General features: G+C 46.5%; 17 protein-coding genes. 10 read left to right on the top strand and 7 right to left on the bottom strand.

The features are described 5' to 3' along the window. Positions 1 to 7: 7 nt before the first annotated feature. The 3 genes from GON05_RS20825 to GON05_RS39770 all read left to right on the top strand — a co-directional run bounded on the left by GON05_RS20825 (position 8) and on the right by GON05_RS39770 (position 2,006). On the top strand, positions 8 to 901 hold the full coding sequence (locus GON05_RS20825) for an alpha/beta hydrolase (RefSeq protein WP_157321465.1): 894 nt from the start codon (positions 8 to 10) through the stop codon (positions 899 to 901). Positions 902 to 982: 81 nt separating this feature from the next. Continuing rightward, complete coding sequence (locus GON05_RS20820) at positions 983 to 1,603, top strand: stalk domain-containing protein (protein ID WP_127452089.1); 621 nt, start codon at positions 983 to 985, stop codon at positions 1,601 to 1,603. A 91-nt stretch (positions 1,604 to 1,694) separates the two neighbouring features. Continuing rightward, a complete protein-coding gene (locus GON05_RS39770) occupies positions 1,695 to 2,006 on the top strand; it encodes a DUF1292 domain-containing protein (RefSeq protein ID WP_127452090.1) in 312 nt (103 codons plus the stop codon). A 135-nt stretch (positions 2,007 to 2,141) separates the two neighbouring features. Here the strand turns inward: GON05_RS39770 and GON05_RS20810 are convergent, their stop codons facing one another. Continuing rightward, positions 2,142 to 2,561: a DUF1885 family protein gene (locus GON05_RS20810; protein WP_157321463.1), complete on the bottom strand. Its 420-nt coding sequence runs from the start codon at positions 2,559 to 2,561 to the stop codon at positions 2,142 to 2,144. Positions 2,562 to 2,646: 85 nt separating this feature from the next. After that, positions 2,647 to 4,116: an aminotransferase class I/II-fold pyridoxal phosphate-dependent enzyme gene (locus tag GON05_RS20805; RefSeq protein WP_127452094.1), complete on the bottom strand. Its 1,470-nt coding sequence runs from the start codon at positions 4,114 to 4,116 to the stop codon at positions 2,647 to 2,649. Positions 4,117 to 4,286: 170 nt separating this feature from the next. Between GON05_RS20805 and GON05_RS20800 the strand changes: the two genes are divergently transcribed. Together GON05_RS20800 and GON05_RS20795 are read left to right on the top strand one after the other, a co-directional pair. Continuing rightward, complete coding sequence (locus GON05_RS20800) at positions 4,287 to 5,537, top strand: MFS transporter (protein ID WP_157321461.1); 1,251 nt, start codon at positions 4,287 to 4,289, stop codon at positions 5,535 to 5,537. Between the two features lie 34 nt (positions 5,538 to 5,571). After that, positions 5,572 to 6,744, top strand: coding sequence for an MFS transporter (locus GON05_RS20795; RefSeq protein ID WP_157321459.1), 1,173 nt, complete (start codon positions 5,572 to 5,574; stop codon positions 6,742 to 6,744). Positions 6,745 to 7,009: 265 nt separating this feature from the next. Here GON05_RS20795 and GON05_RS20790 read toward each other — a convergent pair whose 3' ends face one another. Together GON05_RS20790 and GON05_RS20785 are read right to left on the bottom strand one after the other, a co-directional pair. After that, on the bottom strand, positions 7,010 to 7,699 hold the full coding sequence (locus tag GON05_RS20790) for a hypothetical protein (RefSeq protein ID WP_157321457.1): 690 nt from the start codon (positions 7,697 to 7,699) through the stop codon (positions 7,010 to 7,012). A 113-nt stretch (positions 7,700 to 7,812) separates the two neighbouring features. Next, positions 7,813 to 8,445: a YktB family protein gene (locus GON05_RS20785; RefSeq protein ID WP_157322266.1), complete on the bottom strand. Its 633-nt coding sequence runs from the start codon at positions 8,443 to 8,445 to the stop codon at positions 7,813 to 7,815. 189 nt (positions 8,446 to 8,634) lie between these two features. On the opposite strand from GON05_RS20785, the gene GON05_RS20780 reads away from it, so the two are divergent. Further along, complete coding sequence (locus tag GON05_RS20780; protein WP_157321454.1) at positions 8,635 to 9,492, top strand: stalk domain-containing protein; 858 nt, start codon at positions 8,635 to 8,637, stop codon at positions 9,490 to 9,492. A gap of 5 nt (positions 9,493 to 9,497) precedes the next feature. Here GON05_RS20780 and GON05_RS20775 read toward each other — a convergent pair whose 3' ends face one another. Next, the gene (locus tag GON05_RS20775; protein WP_157322265.1) at positions 9,498 to 10,160 is read right to left on the bottom strand and encodes a response regulator transcription factor; all 663 of its coding nucleotides are present in this window, start codon (positions 10,158 to 10,160) and stop codon (positions 9,498 to 9,500) included. Positions 10,161 to 10,201: 41 nt separating this feature from the next. Further along, positions 10,202 to 11,323, bottom strand: a complete 1,122-nt coding sequence (locus tag GON05_RS20770) for a sensor histidine kinase (RefSeq protein ID WP_157321452.1) — start codon at positions 11,321 to 11,323, stop codon at positions 10,202 to 10,204. A gap of 183 nt (positions 11,324 to 11,506) precedes the next feature. Between GON05_RS20770 and GON05_RS20765 the strand changes: the two genes are divergently transcribed. The 3 genes from GON05_RS20765 to GON05_RS20755 are packed head-to-tail and all read left to right on the top strand — an operon-like array spanning position 11,507 to position 14,783. Next, positions 11,507 to 12,442, top strand: coding sequence for an ABC transporter ATP-binding protein (locus tag GON05_RS20765; RefSeq protein ID WP_157321449.1), 936 nt, complete (start codon positions 11,507 to 11,509; stop codon positions 12,440 to 12,442). 12 nt (positions 12,443 to 12,454) lie between these two features. Continuing rightward, positions 12,455 to 13,636 carry an ABC transporter permease gene (locus GON05_RS20760; protein WP_157321447.1) on the top strand — a complete coding sequence of 394 codons (1,182 nt, stop codon included), beginning with the start codon at positions 12,455 to 12,457 and terminating at the stop codon, positions 13,634 to 13,636. Beyond that, positions 13,629 to 14,783, top strand: a complete 1,155-nt coding sequence (locus tag GON05_RS20755; protein WP_157321445.1) for an ABC transporter permease — start codon at positions 13,629 to 13,631, stop codon at positions 14,781 to 14,783. The genes GON05_RS20760 and GON05_RS20755 overlap by 8 nt, the downstream gene beginning before the upstream one ends. Positions 14,784 to 14,857: 74 nt before the next feature. On the opposite strand, the gene GON05_RS20750 is transcribed toward GON05_RS20755, so the two are convergent. After that, the gene (locus GON05_RS20750; RefSeq protein WP_127452113.1) at positions 14,858 to 14,956 is read right to left on the bottom strand and encodes a YjcZ family sporulation protein; all 99 of its coding nucleotides are present in this window, start codon (positions 14,954 to 14,956) and stop codon (positions 14,858 to 14,860) included. A gap of 227 nt (positions 14,957 to 15,183) precedes the next feature. Between GON05_RS20750 and GON05_RS20745 the strand changes: the two genes are divergently transcribed. After that, positions 15,184 to 15,420 carry a DUF6953 family protein gene (locus GON05_RS20745; RefSeq protein WP_127452406.1) on the top strand — a complete coding sequence of 79 codons (237 nt, stop codon included), beginning with the start codon at positions 15,184 to 15,186 and terminating at the stop codon, positions 15,418 to 15,420. The last annotated feature ends 38 nt before the right edge of the window (positions 15,421 to 15,458 follow it).

Below are 15,458 nucleotides of genomic sequence, written 5' to 3'. Positions count from 1 at the left end.
TATTGGGATGATTTGGTATTTAATTGGAGCGCTGATCGTGACGATTGGCTTGATTTTGGTGGGTATTTCTACCTATGTCGGTTGGCAGTTAACACATCCGAAACGAAAAATCGTCGATGAGTTCCCTGAGCAATACGGCTTGCAGAAGCAGGATATTGTTTTTCCGAGCCAATCGCAGGACGTTGCATTGGATGGATGGTTTTTCAAATCGCCTTTCGCACCCCAAGGAGAGTTGGCAACGACAGTCATTATGTCACATGGATATGCGGGTACACGACTGGAAAAGGGGCTGCCGGCGCTTGCTTTAACGAAGGCGATCGTTGATGACGGCTATCATGTGCTTATGTTTGATTTTCGCAATTCGGGCAATTCGGAAGGCAGCTTGACGACTGTCGGATATTTGGAGAAGCAAGATGTGTTGGGGGCTATTCAGTGGGTGCAGGAGCATGTCCCGAGTAAAATTTGCTTGCTGGGCTTCTCGATGGGAGGAAGCACGTCACTTTTAGCTGCAGCGGAAGAATCCTCCGTTGCGGGGGTGATTACAGATAGTGCTTTTAGCCAGCTAAGCCCATACTTGCGAGATAACTTGCCGGTGTGGTCGAAGCTGCCAAGGTTTCCGTTCACGCCTTTGATTTTGGGCATTTTGCCAAGGCTGATAGGGATTAATCCCCGGCATGTAGATGCGCTTGCGGCAGTTGATCGCATTTATCCGAGACCGATTCTTTTTATACACAGCAAAGATGACGATGCGATTCCATGGTCCAATAGTGAAGGGATGTGGCGTCGGCATCCAGACGTTTTTGAGCTTTGGCTCACACAAAAAGCGGGGCATGTCGGGTCTTATAACATGCAGCCGGAGGCGTACAACCAACGCGTTCTATCATTTTTATCAAAATTATAAAATCATCGCAACTCTTTTTAACCTTCGGAGTATAAAGATGCAGACATAAAGTTTACTAACGAGAGCTGGAGGTTATTCAAAATGAAAGTTGTTCAGCGGATATTTACGTTGATGCTGGTGTTTTTTGTTCTAAGTACGGCTGCAGTGGTGGCCTCGTCGATATGGGGGGATTATAAGGGATTTAACATTGCCCGACTGGTCGTCAACGATACGACATCGGAGTTCGGGGATTCGGATGTTCCGCCTCTTATTGTTGATGGCAGCACCGTTTTACCTTTACGTGCGGTTAGCGATGCCTTGCAAGCGCTGGTGAAATGGGATAACACCAATAAGACGGCCTATTTGTACAAACCGAACGTGCACTTGTTCTTTACAACGGAAGTGCGGAAAGACTCGGCCATCGTTCCATTCGGCGTCGTTGAACGCGGGAAGCAAGCGGATTTTATTGTGTTTGCACAAGTGGATAATTTGAAAACAAGCATTAGTTCTGTCAAAGTTTCCATTGTATCGCCAAGCGGCAAAAGTGTGGTTACACCTGTAGTGAAAGCCATCACGGACTCCAAAGAGTCTTTCTGGCTGAAGGTGCCTTTGTATGGTGTTTCATTTGACGAAGCAGGCACTTATGTTGTTAAATTTGCGATGCAAGCTACAGGCTCTAGCGATTATTCCGTCGTATCCGAGAAGCAAATCCAATCCGAATAGGATAAGCTCGCAAGAAAGTGGTTTGACCTCTGAATATGAAAATGTTAGGATAATGACGTAACTAATTATTCGACGAAATGAGGTTCTGCCTGTGAGCGATGAGAAGCACGATCATGTACACGGCCCGGACTGTGACCACGATCACGAGCATGGGGAAGATGTTTTTATCGTAACGGACGAGAACGGTGAAGAGCATGAGATGGTCATGGTGTATACCTTCCAATCTCAAGAGCAAGCTTATGCGGTATTGCTTGATCGCAATGATCCTGAAGCGGACGGCGTTATTTTCCGTGTTGAGGAAGATGGCGACGATGCATTCCTAGTCAACATTGAGGATGAAGAAGAATGGGAACGCGTAGTGACCATTTACAATGAGATTGTAGCTCAAGAAGGCGAAGAATAAGAGCTATACATAAGAAAGGGCTGTCCAGTCAGTAGGCGATCTACTGAAGGGCAGCCCTTTCACTATTTATTATGAAACGGGGCTGTCCTAATGGTTTGAATCAACCATTTGGGACAGCCCCGTTCGTGTAAAATGTTATTTTCTAGGATTGAAATACATGATTCTGCCATTAAATAGATGAAGTTCAGCTTTCAACAGTTTACCAAGGTATTTGCAGAACTCATTGCCTTTGCTCTTATCGCCATGAGTGGCGTCGTCAGGCAAAACAACTTGAACATAATGCCGGTATTCCTCTTGAACCTTCTCGCTGCCGACACCAATCACGATATATTTGTATAAAGGATTGATACCTTTCAGATAGAACCATTTGCCTTCGCCTTCCGGCTTCGTCTCAATGGTATAAGGGAATCCGGCCTCGTCATATTCCCAGCCAAGCTGCTTGGCTGTCAGACTGAGCTGCTCACGGTAATGCAAAAGCCTGTCCTTGAGTTCATCCAAGGTGAGTGCGGGTACTTGGGAGCCTGTTACGAATTTAATATAAGCGCTTTGAGCCATTCCTTGTTCACCTCATTCGCTAAACATCACCAACATCATAGCATCATGTAAACGGTTTTACAATAACTACCTATCAGTTAAAGACTTAGAATATCGCTTGTGTCTCAACGATAACTTTGACGTTTTGAACGCTGCGGTCCTCAGGGCCTTTGACAGGAAGTCCAACCTCAACATGCTCGACGATGTAATCAATAAGCTCTTGCGTGATGACCTCACCTGGAAGCAAAATCGGAATCCCTGGTGGATAAACGTAGATGAACTCAGCGATGATCCGGTCGGCGGAATCTTTGAACGGCAAAATTTCGGTCTCTCCATAGAAAGCATCTCGCGGTGTCAACGTTAATTGAGGAATAGCAGGAACTTTAATGACAACCTCTTTAACTTCAACAACATCGTCATTCATATGCGAGAGTTTGCGCAGAGCTTCTAGTAGAGTCTCAATGTTCTCAGGCGTATCCCCCGGCGTAATGAGGCAGAGTATGTTGTACATATCGCTCATTTCGACTTCGATATTATAGTGCTCGCGCAGCCAGTTCTCGACTTCGAAGCCCGTGACGCCGAGTTTTCGCACGTGGACACATATTTTCGTCGGATCATAAGTGAATGTCGCTTCTTCGCCTAGAATTTCTTCCCCAAAACAGTAGAGGTTCTCAATTTCATTGATTTGTTTTCTTGCATACTGAGCAAGGGCAATTGTACGTTCCGCCATTTCATACCCGTTCAAGGCCAAGTGCCTGCGGGCTGTATCCAGCGAAGCTAATAAGATATAGGACGTAGAAGTCGTCGTAAGCATAGAGATAATCGTTTGAATCCGCTTCGGATTTACGCGATTTCCTTTTACGTTCAAGACGGAGCTTTGTGTCATGGAACCGCCAAGCTTATGAACGCTAGTCGCGGCCATATCAGCGCCTGCTTCCATAGCGGACATCGGCAGTTTGTCATGGAAGTGAATGAGCACGCCATGCGCTTCATCAACAAGGACCGGCATGTTATAGCTGTGTACGAGATCAACGATCTCTTTTAAATTCGTGCATACGCCATAGTAAGTCGGGTTGATGACCAAGACGGCTTTGGCATCGGGATGCTTCTCGAGCGCTCTGCGGACAGAACGAGTCGGAATACCGTGGTCGATTCCTAAGTTCTTGTCACGAGCTGGTTGGATAAACACCGGCTTAGCGCCTACGAAAATAATCGCGGCAAGTACGGATTTATGTACGTTTCGCGGAACGATAATTTTATCACCTTCGGAGCAGACGGTCATAATCATCGTCATGATGGCTCCGCTTGTTCCTTGTACGGAGAAAAACGTATGGTCGGCGCCATAGGCGTCCGCAGCCAGCTTCTGGGCTTCCTCAATGACACCCATCGGTTGATGGAGATCATCCAGCGGTGCTATATTGATGAGGTCGATGGACAGGGCGTTGTCTCCAATAAAGGAACGAAACTCCGGGTCCATGCCGACTCCTTTTTTGTGGCCAGGAATGTGAAATTGAATCGGATTTCTTTCAGCATGCTTGAGCAATGCATTGAACAGGGGGGTACGGGTATGATCCACCTGATTATCGCTTCCCTTCTATCGTGGATTGCTTGTCGAAAGTTGCAACAAACAAAATGAGTATATCAAACTAGAGATTTCATGCAAGCTAATTTTTTGAAAATAGTTTGTGCAAATTGGGGAAAAACTAACAACACTTGTTAAAATACGGCCAAATAAGGAGAAATCGCATGATTTTGAGGCAAAAATGGCGAAAAAACCAGCTGTTTTCCCCATTTGTGATCGAATTGTTAATTATTATGTTTATCGTCGAATTTGTGAAGGGTGCACTGCTCATTACCATATTGCCGGTATATATGAAAACAGGGCTTGGCGCATCCGCGTTTATTATCGGGTGGACGCTTGCGGCGCAATATATCGGTGATAATGTGCTGCGCACGCCCGTTGGCTGGATCATTGATAAGCTCGGTTACCGTACAACCATGCTCACAGGTGTGCTCTTGACCTTTATATCCGTAATCCTGATGGCGACAACGTCCCAATATATATGGATGATAGTCGGCTGTGCGCTGCTTGGCTTTGGTACAGCCCCGCTGTGGCCCTGTGTAATTACAGGTACGACAGAAGTGGCGGGAGAGGATGGCAAAGCGACGATTATGAGCGTCGTTTACATGGCATGGCTGTCAGGTGTCGGACTGGGGCCGGTGGCGATCAACTTCTTTGTAGGCGAAAATCACTACAGCACAGCATTCCGTTTATTAATTGCCTGCATGACGGTTGTAGTGCTGGTAGCGCTGATGCTGCCTAGGAAGAGTTCAACTACGGATGTGGGGACGGAAAAGGTCTTTACCCACGCTAAAATACAGAAAGCACCGCTTGCTCAGCGAATTTCAATCTATCTGAGTGAAGTAAAGCGATCGCTGTCTGTTAGTCCGCTGATGTTTCCCGCGATGTTCGCACAGACGTTTGCTCTTGGCATATTGACACCGATTTTGACCCTGTATGCCAAAGAGGTGTTAAAGCTTTCCTCCTTCGCATACAGCATGTTTTTGATTGCCGGAGGAGCCGTCACGGTCATTTGTTTAGTTCCGATGGGGAAATGGGTGGATCGCCGAGGCATACGTCCGTTTTTGATAGCGGGTTTTACGATAAGCGCAGCAGCGCTGCTGCTGTTTACATATGCCAAGTCTATGACCATACTGTATGTATTGGTAGCCCTGCTTGGAATCGGCTATGCGTTTATCATACCTTCCTGGAATGCATTGATTGCTTCAGCGATACCACCTGAGAAAAGAGGGGCGGTATGGGGGTTTTTCCTGACGATTGAAGGACTGGGTATGATCGTCGGCCCGATTGTTTCCGGCAAGCTTTGGGATGTATATGGCTATCATGCGCCTTTTTTGATGAGCGGTTCAGTCCTTGTACTGTTACTTGTTCTTCAAATGTTCATTTCCATCCCCAAAAAAGGTATGGTACGATAAGGAAAAATGTTTGGTTTGGAGGCTCATAAGCATCATGAATAAACAGATTGGAATCATCATGTTGTTGTTGATGACCATTTTCGTAGGGTTTGGCATTATCATTCCCATCCTGCCGGAAGTTGTCAAAGGAGCCGGCTCTGAGTATCATAACGCGTTATTGCTATCGGTCTACTCTGCGGCTTCCTTTCTGATGTCTCCAATATGGGGCGCGGTGTCGGACCGTATTGGACGCAGACCTATCATCTTGATTGGCTTGCTGGGTTTTAGTATCAGCTTTTTGATTTTCGGATTTGCAAATGGGCATCTGTGGGTCATGTACGTGTCACGTATCTTGGGGGGCTTATTCTCAGGTGCTGCCACAGCATGTGCTGTCGCTTACGTGGCGGACATTACAACGGCCGAGAATCGGACGAAAGGCATGGGCATGGTGGGCATGTCGATCGGCTTAGGTTTTATCTTCGGGCCGGCGCTAGGAGGTATTCTAAGCCGCTGGGGGACTTATGTGCCTTTCTTCGCAGCTTCCATCTTGGCGTTCGCCTCGTTTCTATTTGCTTTTGCGATCCTTTCGGAATCGCTGCCGGCAAATAAGCGCTCTTCGGTGAAGGAGAAAGCACCATCCCGATGGACTGCATTCTCCGGAGCGTCCAAGTATCTGTATGTGTTATCCTTTTTCGTCTCGTTTACACTAGCCGGCTTAGAAGCAACACTTCAGTATTATCAAATGGACAAGATCGGGGCAACGCCATTTGATATCGGCATGATGTTCCTTGCCAGCGGCATCGTCGGCGCGTTGATTCAAGGCGGCGTCGTTCGCCGCTTGGTCAAGCAGGGTGCCGAGCAGAAGGTGATCGGCATCGGCTTATTGCTCTCAGCAGCTGGCTTTTTCCTGCTGCTGTACTCCAGCAGCGTAGTCACCGCTGCAATTTACTTGTCCGTATTCGGCGCGGGGAACGCGCTGATACGGCCTTGTGTAACGTCGCTGATTACGCAGCGCACGAAAGTCGGTCAAGGCGTCGCGACGGGCCTCAGCTCCTCCATGGACAGCCTGGGCCGCATTGCCGGCCCGCTGCTTGGCGGAGCGGTGTTCGCCATCGCGCATTCCTTGCCGTTTATTATCGGCGGCGTGCTTTGTTTGGCGGCGATTCTGCTGCTGCAGCGCTTCGTGCTGGTTGACCGCCAGACGCGCGTCCAACAGCAAACGGCTTAGAGTAAATGAAAAGCTGTACACTAGCCTATCTCGGTAGAGATGGCGGGTGTACAGCTTTTTTTGATGCATGAGGGGCGTCAGCACCGCATTTCAGGGGCAAGACGCCCCCAATCGAACGCAGGGACACAGACATCATACCCAAGCTGAAAAAGCCTGAGAAGAACGCTTGGGGGGGCGATAAAGAGTCCTTGGTTGAATGGATCTGGATAAAAAAAGACTGCCCCAACGCCATCAAAGATGACAGAGAGCAGTCTTTTTTATGTGACTATTCCTTAGCTTTCTTCTCTTTCTTGTGATCAACCCATTTCTCAATGGAAGGGGTTAGTTGATCTTTAATGGACGCGACGAGCTTGTCCTTGGAAATGCCTTTCGACTGAGCGATTTCGGCGAGCGACTTGCCGGAGCGGAGCTGGGCGTGCAGTTCATCTTTGCTCAGTCCGAGCGTTTTGGCGAGCTTTTCCGTGTCAGGCTTCAGTCCGAAGCGGTGCCACTTGCTTCTGCCATGGCTGTCCAGCAGGTTCTTCTCGTTGAGGATGAACTTCAGATGCTCGCCAAGTTTTTGCTTCATGTGCTCGCCTTGGTCGGCTGTCAGCTTGCCATCCTTCACGGCCACTTCGATCTTCCCGGTACGGAGCTGCTCGAGTTTGGCCGTTAGGTCGGCTTCGCTGATTCCTTTGTCGGCGGCTGCCTCCACGATGCTTTTGCCGCTCTTGAGCGACTTCACGAGCACTTCTTTGTCAACGCCTATGACATGGGCGGCTTCTTCGATAATCGGCCATTTGCGGCTATGCCGCCCGTGCCCTTTCTCATCAGCTTGCTGCGAAGAGACGATCTCCTGCTGATTCTCGGAAGGAGCTTGCGCCGAAGCTGAAAGTGATGGGAGCATAGCTGCTCCCAAGACGAACGAGAGGGCCATCGTGCTCACCAGAAGCTTTTTTCTATAATGCTGACTCATGTGTGTACGCCTCCTTTCCCAAATAATAGGAATTACAGAACATAGTCTGTGCAGGAGGGATTAATTTTAGTTTAAAATAACCTTAGTTTTACATAAAAATTCCAAGATTCGAGTTATTTCGCGTCGACTGCCAGTTGATACAAGGGAACCAGCTTTTCAAACGTGTCTTTAATCAGGGATTCAAGTTCGTCAGGTTTGGTCAGCACAGGATCTTGGAAATGAAGGTTTTTGCCGATCAGCAGCTCAACTTTTTTGACATCGCGGAAACGGATCAAAGCATCATTCCAAGCATCGCGGTCCAGGTCAGCAAGCGTGGTGACATCCTTTTTCATATGATCGAAGGACAGGACGAAATCGGCGGGAATTTCTTTTTGAATGCGATCGATCTGATTCATATACGTGGTAGCGATGTTGCTTTTATTAGGCAGCTCATAGATGAGTGCCAGCCAGATAAACACACGGTCATCGAACAGGCCAACCTGGAAATGAGGGACTTGCTTATAGCCTCTTTTGTTTGGGCAGATCGCCATCCAGGTGTCCACCGGCGGATTAATTTTGCGTCTTAAATGCTTGGCAATATGTAAGAACATTTCGGTTCCGGCCAAAAGCGAGAGATCCTGTGCCAAAGAATCGCCTAACGCTTTGAATTTAGGTTGAATGCGCTCGCGAATGGCTTCCATTCGTCCATCTAGACCTTCTATAGCAAACGTATCAAAATCATGTTGTGTAAATCCAGTAAAGCTCATCGTCAGATGCCTCATTTCACTTACGTTTTTCAATTATTTTAAAATAAATGAGTGCGCTCTGCAATGTTTTACGAGTTTCGTAGAATGCAAGTAGGAAAAAGGTCCCAATTTGTCTAAAAAAGCAGGAAAATATAGGAGTTTGCCGAAATATGTGGAATAATCTATGGCTAAAGACAGGAGAATTCGGATATGAGAATGAAGAAATGGTCTGCGATTGCGCTTTTGGGCTCTTTGATGGGAACATGCTTTACGGCAGGCGTCTATGCGCAAGATGTGCTGCAACGTGTTGACGCGTATTTAAGAAATGATTTCAAGATCGTAGTGAATGGGCAGCAGGTGACGCTTATGAACCCGCCGTTAATTTATAACAATAGCAGCTACTTGCCAGTGAAAGAGTTGGGAAATTATTTGGGGGCAGTCGTTAATTGGCAGGAGAGTTCCAAAACGATTTATATTAACCCGCGTATCAATCAAGGACAACCCACAGAGGGAAATAATATCAATTACACAGAGATAGTGTTCCAATACCCTTATGTGCAGTACTTTGATTATCGAGGTGCCACTTATCCAATCCTCACGAACACGACTGAGTTGACGTACTATCGATTAAAGGATGTGGAACGAATGGGTGTTCCTACAGCCGGCTTGCGCAAAGCGAAGGAGAAATATTCGGAAGAGATCTATGTCGGAGAGGATGAATTGAAGAAGGTTTGGGGAAGCGAGCCTCCGCAATCATCGTATATGTATAATGAAGGTGTTACGGTCACAGGCGAGAATGACCCTATTAAAATTAAAGCACTCAAAGACTATGTAGAGAGCTTCCGATATTATGAAATCGATAAGATACCGTACATGTCAAGCCCGATTATTATTGATGCACTGCCTGAACCCAATACATACAGCTATTTACTTGTCGAGAACGGTCATTACTTCCGCACAACACTCAGGCTGACTCAGAGCAATAATACGAACCCTAACAATCAGCCTGAATATGTGGTGGGGAGTTCCTCCAAAGAGAATATCGAGGTCGTTAAAGTAAATAAATAGCTGCTCTAGCTGATGACTCCGGATTGTTTTTTTAAATAGAAGATAGCAATTTGCGTGCGATCGCGGAGATTCAGCTTGCTGAGAATTTCAGTGATATAATTTTTGACCGTACCTTCGCTCAGGAACAGCTCCTGGGCGATTTCTTTGTTCGATAAGCCTTCCGATATTTTCTCAACCACAGCTTGTTCACTGGCCGTTAGTCCGTATTCCCGGAGCATGGCAGGTAGAGGTGCGCTTGGTGTGGGAGCAGGGCTGATGAAGGTAGCTAATTTCTTGGCAATGTCAGGATGGATAAGCAAATTGCCTTGCTCAACCGTTTTAATTCCTTGAACGATACGGTCCGGAGAAATGTTCTTCAACAAATAGCCGCTAGCCCCATTGCGAAGCGCCTGAACGATAAATTCATCGTCGTCAAATGTTGTTAGAATCAGAATGGAAATCGCGGGATATGCTTGCTTAATTTTCAACGTTCCTTCCACGCCATCGCAGATGGGCATTCTAATATCCATAAGGACTACATCGACCTGAACACCGCTCTGAATAAAAGCCAATGCTTCATCGCCATGGTTGCACGTACCGACAACCGTAATGTCTGGGTCAAGTCCAATAATCAATTGCAAGCTTTCTCGAATAAACGGATCATCGTCAGTAATAAGAACATGTATCATCGTTGTTTCAATCCTTTCTTTCTTCGTTTGCATTAGTTCGTTTAACGAAATGTGGGCAAGACGGTTGTCACAGTAAAAACGGAGTCCATGGCGACATAAAGCTGACCTCCAATAAGCTTGCTGCGCTCTTCCATACCTGTCATTCCAAGCCCTTTCACGGTTTGAACGGCAGGGAGTCGCCCGTTATTCGAAACGCTCATTGTAATTTGCTTGGTTTCATAAATTAATTGAATCTGAACGGAAGTTGCTCCGCCATGGCGAATTGCATTCGTGATGGCTTCTTGGGCATTGCGGTATAAAATGAAGGCGAGGCTTGGATACAGGACATAAGGCATTCCCTGAATATCAACTTCAATAGCGATACTTTTGTCCTTGGTCAATCCTTCAATAAGCCGATTAAGTGTGAACGACTGCATGGAGTCGTCATCCGGTTTCAGCTTGCGCACCGTTGATCGAAGCAGTTCCATACTTTCAGTCAACTGGTCCCTGACGGAAGTTAACATCTCCATGCCTTTGTCCATTTGGGTTGGCAAAATCCGCAGGCCGGCTTCCATCATCATTTTGAGACGAATTAATTGATGCCCCAAATCATCGTGAATATCTCGGGAAATCCGGTTCCGTTCATCCAGTTGGGCTATATTTTCAACCTGTTTGGCATAGTCCAATAACTGCATGCGTGCTTCATCCAGCTCATAATGCTGCCGCCGCAGCTGATCATAGAGCAGTTCGATATCCACTTTGTTTTGTTCCACCTGGTTCATATGCAGCAATAGGAGCGCCAGGATAAAAAAGAGAAGATTGGCCAGCACATAAGAACTGCTCGATTGGCCTTGTAAACTCAGATTTAAAGCGATCAATTGAACACCTAAGAAAGAAATTCGGAGATGACGATGAAAGGAATGAAGATAAGTCAGCATTGTGGAGTAAAAAATCATGAATAATAAGCCGTCAAACGTATAGCTTAGCCATCCGCTGAATGCGATTTCGATCAGAAGCATCCACACAGCTCTCTTGAAAATCGTTCTTCGCAGCTCGGCGACCCAGAAGAATAGAAGAATAAAGAACACATACGTGCCGTTAGACGCGTAGCTTTCGAGATACATGGAGGCAATCGCTGGAATGAGAATGAGTGTGTAGCGGGTAATAAGCAATAAAGGTAACAAGCGATTCCCTTCCTTTGTAAGCGTGTAGGAAAATTATAGCATAATTGACATGTGAGTCTACAGGTTTTATGGCGTGCTTATGACTTTTGTCACCTTGTTAAATGACTTAATCTACCTGTAGATGCCATTTCCATGAGGTACAATAAGTGTAATTCAAGCCGTCGAGAAAAGGGAGAGGATCCTATGAGTTTTATTCAAATTAAAAATGTTGTAAAAAAATACAGCCAGCAAATATCCGTTGATCATTTGAATTTATCCATTCAGGAAGGCGAAATTTTCGGTCTGCTGGGGCCGAATGGAGCCGGGAAAAGCACGACGATCAAAATGCTGAGCGGCTTGCTCAAAATAGATGGGGGAGAAATGATTGTAGACGGCTTGTCCGTTGCCAAGGACCCGTTGGAGGTCAAACGCCTTATCGGTCTTGTTCCGCAGGAGCTTGCCATTTTCGAAAGTTTAAGCGCCAGGGAAAATGTTACGTTTTTCGCGAGACTTTATGGCTTAAGGGGCGCCCTCTTGCAGAGCCGTGTGAAAGAAGCACTTGAATTCGTTGGGTTATCGGATCGGGCTAACGATAAGCCGAACGCTTTTTCAGGCGGAATGAAGAGGAGATTAAATATTGCTTGCGCCATTATGCATCATCCTAAGCTGATTATTATGGATGAGCCGACCGTCGGCATCGATCCCCAATCGCGGAATCACATTCTGGAGTCGGTCAAAACCTTGAACCGCATGGGCTCTACGATTATTTACACATCGCATTACATGGAAGAAGTAGCTGCGATTTCGACGCGTGTCGGCATCATGGATCACGGACATCTGATCGCTTGCGGTACGCAAGAGGAGCTTCGTGGCAAAGTCGCGCAGGATAACAAGGTTGTGCTGCAGGTGGCGCATTTATCCGAAGAGGCGGTTAAGGAGCTGCGGGACCATCCCAAAATCAAGCAAGTCAACGCTCAGGAGCAAGCGCTTGAACTGCTGGTCGGTTCGTCGCAAGCCTATTTGCAAGATATTTTGTTCATTTTATCCAAACATAACGTCAAAATTCAATCGCTCGTGCAGGTAGAACCGGATCTTGAAGCATTATTCCTGTCGTTGACCGGCAGAACTTTACGGGATTAGGGGGAGAGCGCGATGCCGTTATGGATTATTGCAAAATATGAAGTTTTGCGAATGTTTCGCATGCGTTATGTCATGGCCATCCAGTTTGTTATGCCGCTTTTGCTCATATTCATCTTGGGTTCAGCGCTTTCAGGAGCGTTCAAAGTGGAGGACCGGACCATCAAACCGGTGAAAGTGGACGTTGTGCAGGGAGATTCAGGTGCCTTGAAATCAAGTATGGAAGGCTTTCTGCATTCTCCCGACCTCGGGAATTTGATTCAAACTTCAACAGTTCAGACACGCGACCAAGCTGTCAAAAGGCTTAAATCAGGCGTCTCTGAATTTGCGCTAATCATCCCTGATGATTTCAGTGCCCGTGTAATGGCGGGGAAGGAAGCCGAATGGGAAATGATTTATGGTAACAATTACGAGCAAAATTTGACCGCCGAAATGGTGCTTCGTTCCTTCTTGGATAACGTAAACCAAAGACAGGCAATCGCGATCGCGACTGGTTCTGAAGCAGCAGCTTCTACACAGAATCAGGGTTCGTCTGAGCATGTTGCTGCCCCGGCAGCTAGCCATGTCAAGCTAGGCAATCTTGCAACAAATAATTCCCAGTATTCTGCTATGCAATATTATGCGGCATCGATGCTGGTCATGTTTTTGTTATACTCCGGCCTTTCTACAGCGATGACACTGCAAGGCGAAAAGGATAAACATACACTATCTCGCCTTAATGCCATGCCAATTCATGAATCTACAATTTTACTTGGCAAGGTGCTCGGAAATGCCTTTATTGCGATTTGTCAGGCGGCGGTCATCGTTGGCACAACCGTTATTGTTTATCATGTCGATTGGGGAAAATCGTATGGGTTATTGGCGCTAATCTGTTTTTTCGTCGTCATAGCGTCCATGAGTCTCGCGGTATTAACAGCTCTCATTGTGAAATCGTCCAAGGGAATCTCAACCATTTTTCAGGTGGTTGTGTTGACGATGTCATTTCTAAGCGGGGGCTTTACACCTTTACCGGATGGATTTCTGCGGCAAATTGGTGATTTCACTCTGAATTACTGGGCGATGCAAAGCATGTATCGCATTATGCTAGGCAGTGAAGCCTCTGTTTTAGCTCATCATTTACTTGTCTTGGGCTGCATTAGCGGTGGATTACTGCTTGTTTCCTTCATCGTCTACCGAAAGGCGGGATACCATGAATAGTTTGTTTATCGCCTATAATATGCTTCGTCGCACGATTTTACAAAAAAGAGGTTTTCTGATGTATCTGCTCATTCCGGCGGGCGTAGTTTCCTTGATCATCGGTGTGATGGGACAGCAGCAGGAGCATCGGGTTGATATCGCTTATATCAATATGGATCGCGGGCCGCTCGGCGCCCATTTGGTGCAAGAGTTGAGTGGACTACCAGATTACCGGCTGAGGGAACAAGTTTCCGATGCGGACTTGAAGGAAGCGGTGACGAAGCAAAGTGTCGGTGGCGCGTTCGTCATTCCGGAGGGATTCAGTGAGACGTTGTTAAAGGGCTCCGCACTGCAAGTAGAGATGTATCAATTAAGTGTAAGTGAAGCGACGGTTACGTTGAAAATAACGCTGGATAGCATCCTTACCGGCTATCAAGGAACTGTTGATGCCCTGCTCGAGCAAGGACTTCAGGAGAAATCACTTCAGGATGCCGTAGATAAGACATTGATCCAGCTGGAAAAGCACCAAGTTAAGGCGCGTGTCACGGATCTGAACTTGTATGTTAATCCAAATATGCATCTTGTCATTGGCTTTATGCTGATGTTCATGATGGGGGTTATCAATAACACGATTTCCGTTATTATGGAGGACCGGAGAATGCGGACCATGGCAAGAACCTTCACGGCTCCAGTTCGCTCCATAGAAATTATGCTAGGCAATTTTATCGGCAGCTTTTTTGTAGGAACCTTGCAAGTGCTAGTGATTTTGATTATTACACGGTATGTGGCTTTGTATGATTATGGACTGCCGTTCTTCTCACAATTTGTTATGTTGGAGTTTTTCTTATTAGCAAGTATGGGCATTGCCAGCGCAGTTGCAGGTTTGGTGAAAAATGCCTCCAATATGGGCATGATCAACTCTTTAATCGTTACGCCCACTTGCATGCTAGGTGGCTGTTTTTGGCCGGTTTCACTGATGCCGGATTGGATGCAGAAAATTGCTGATTTCGTTCCCCAGAAATGGGTGATTGAAGCCATTCAGCTTATGGCTGCGGGGCAATCTTTGTCCCAGATGTGGATGCACATGGGGGTGCTGACCTTATTTGCTCTGATTCTTCTTGGTGTCGGCACTGTAATTCTGAGACCCGAGGATGCGGAAGTAGGATAATTTGCTCTCTAGCGGAAATATGAATAAAGGGCTGCTGGCGAAATGCCAGTCAGCCCTTTCGTATTTGAAGTGGATTAGATAACGAATGCACTAGAAATAATAACTAACAAAATAAAGAGAACCAAAATTGCTGCGGCAGAATTGTAACCACCAAAACCAGCTTCATAACCCATTCAAAATCACCCTTTCGTTGATTAATTCTGTGCGTTTGTCTTACAGGGATAGCATATGGTGATCTCTCTAGGAGTGAATGGGCGAATGGACCTGTAGGGGGATGATTGTGCTCCTGTACCTATCCATCGATAAATGTAAAGAAAATGTGTTACAATGGAGCGATAGATTCATCTTATTGGACAAGGTTCAATTCGAGATAATGAGTGATACGAAGGAGAGAGCGGGAATGGCCGTTACGGCGAACGAGGTTGCAGAATGGATGCTTGAACAGCTGAAATCCGCAGGGATTTTGCATCAGAAAGAAGCTGTTGACTATATTATTCGCCATTATGGAGAATCCTTTATTTATGTCAACGAGAATGGCAATCAAGCGATTTCCAAAGAAGTCAAAAAAATATTCAAGAAACTTCATGGCGGCAGAGCAGCTTGGGAGCGCGATGGATTTTTCTGGGGATGGCATTAAATCGGGCCACTCTGCATAACAAAACCAGCCTTCCATTT

The sequence above is a fragment of the Paenibacillus anseongensis genome (assembly GCF_009757995.1).
GTDB lineage: Bacteria > Bacillota > Bacilli > Paenibacillales > NBRC-103111 > Paenibacillus_E > Paenibacillus_E chondroitinus.
The sequence above is the reverse complement of the archived record's forward strand: the minus strand, read 5'-3'. Positions and strand labels throughout refer to the sequence as shown.

Bases quoted from the DNA above. Each gene is read 5' to 3' on its own strand.
- GON05_RS20825 (WP_157321465.1), top strand. From the start codon at position 8: ATGATTTGGTATTTAATTGGAGCGCTGATCGTGACGATTGGCTTGATT.
- GON05_RS20820 (WP_127452089.1), top strand. From the start codon at position 983: ATGAAAGTTGTTCAGCGGATATTTACGTTGATGCTGGTGTTTTTTGTT.
- GON05_RS20810 (WP_157321463.1), bottom strand. From the start codon at position 2,561: ATGGCTCAAAGCGCTTATATTAAATTCGTAACAGGCTCCCAAGTACCC.
- GON05_RS20800 (WP_157321461.1), top strand. From the start codon at position 4,287: ATGATTTTGAGGCAAAAATGGCGAAAAAACCAGCTGTTTTCCCCATTT.
- GON05_RS20795 (WP_157321459.1), top strand. From the start codon at position 5,572: ATGAATAAACAGATTGGAATCATCATGTTGTTGTTGATGACCATTTTC.
- GON05_RS20790 (WP_157321457.1), bottom strand. From the start codon at position 7,699: ATGAGTCAGCATTATAGAAAAAAGCTTCTGGTGAGCACGATGGCCCTC.
- GON05_RS20785 (WP_157322266.1), bottom strand. From the start codon at position 8,445: ATGAGCTTTACTGGATTTACACAACATGATTTTGATACGTTTGCTATA.
- GON05_RS20780 (WP_157321454.1), top strand. From the start codon at position 8,635: ATGAGAATGAAGAAATGGTCTGCGATTGCGCTTTTGGGCTCTTTGATG.
- GON05_RS20775 (WP_157322265.1), bottom strand. From the start codon at position 10,160: ATGATACATGTTCTTATTACTGACGATGATCCGTTTATTCGAGAAAGC.
- GON05_RS20765 (WP_157321449.1), top strand. From the start codon at position 11,507: ATGAGTTTTATTCAAATTAAAAATGTTGTAAAAAAATACAGCCAGCAA.
- GON05_RS20760 (WP_157321447.1), top strand. From the start codon at position 12,455: ATGCCGTTATGGATTATTGCAAAATATGAAGTTTTGCGAATGTTTCGC.
- GON05_RS20755 (WP_157321445.1), top strand. From the start codon at position 13,629: ATGAATAGTTTGTTTATCGCCTATAATATGCTTCGTCGCACGATTTTA.
- GON05_RS20750 (WP_127452113.1), bottom strand. From the start codon at position 14,956: ATGGGTTATGAAGCTGGTTTTGGTGGTTACAATTCTGCCGCAGCAATT.
- GON05_RS20745 (WP_127452406.1), top strand. From the start codon at position 15,184: ATGGCCGTTACGGCGAACGAGGTTGCAGAATGGATGCTTGAACAGCTG.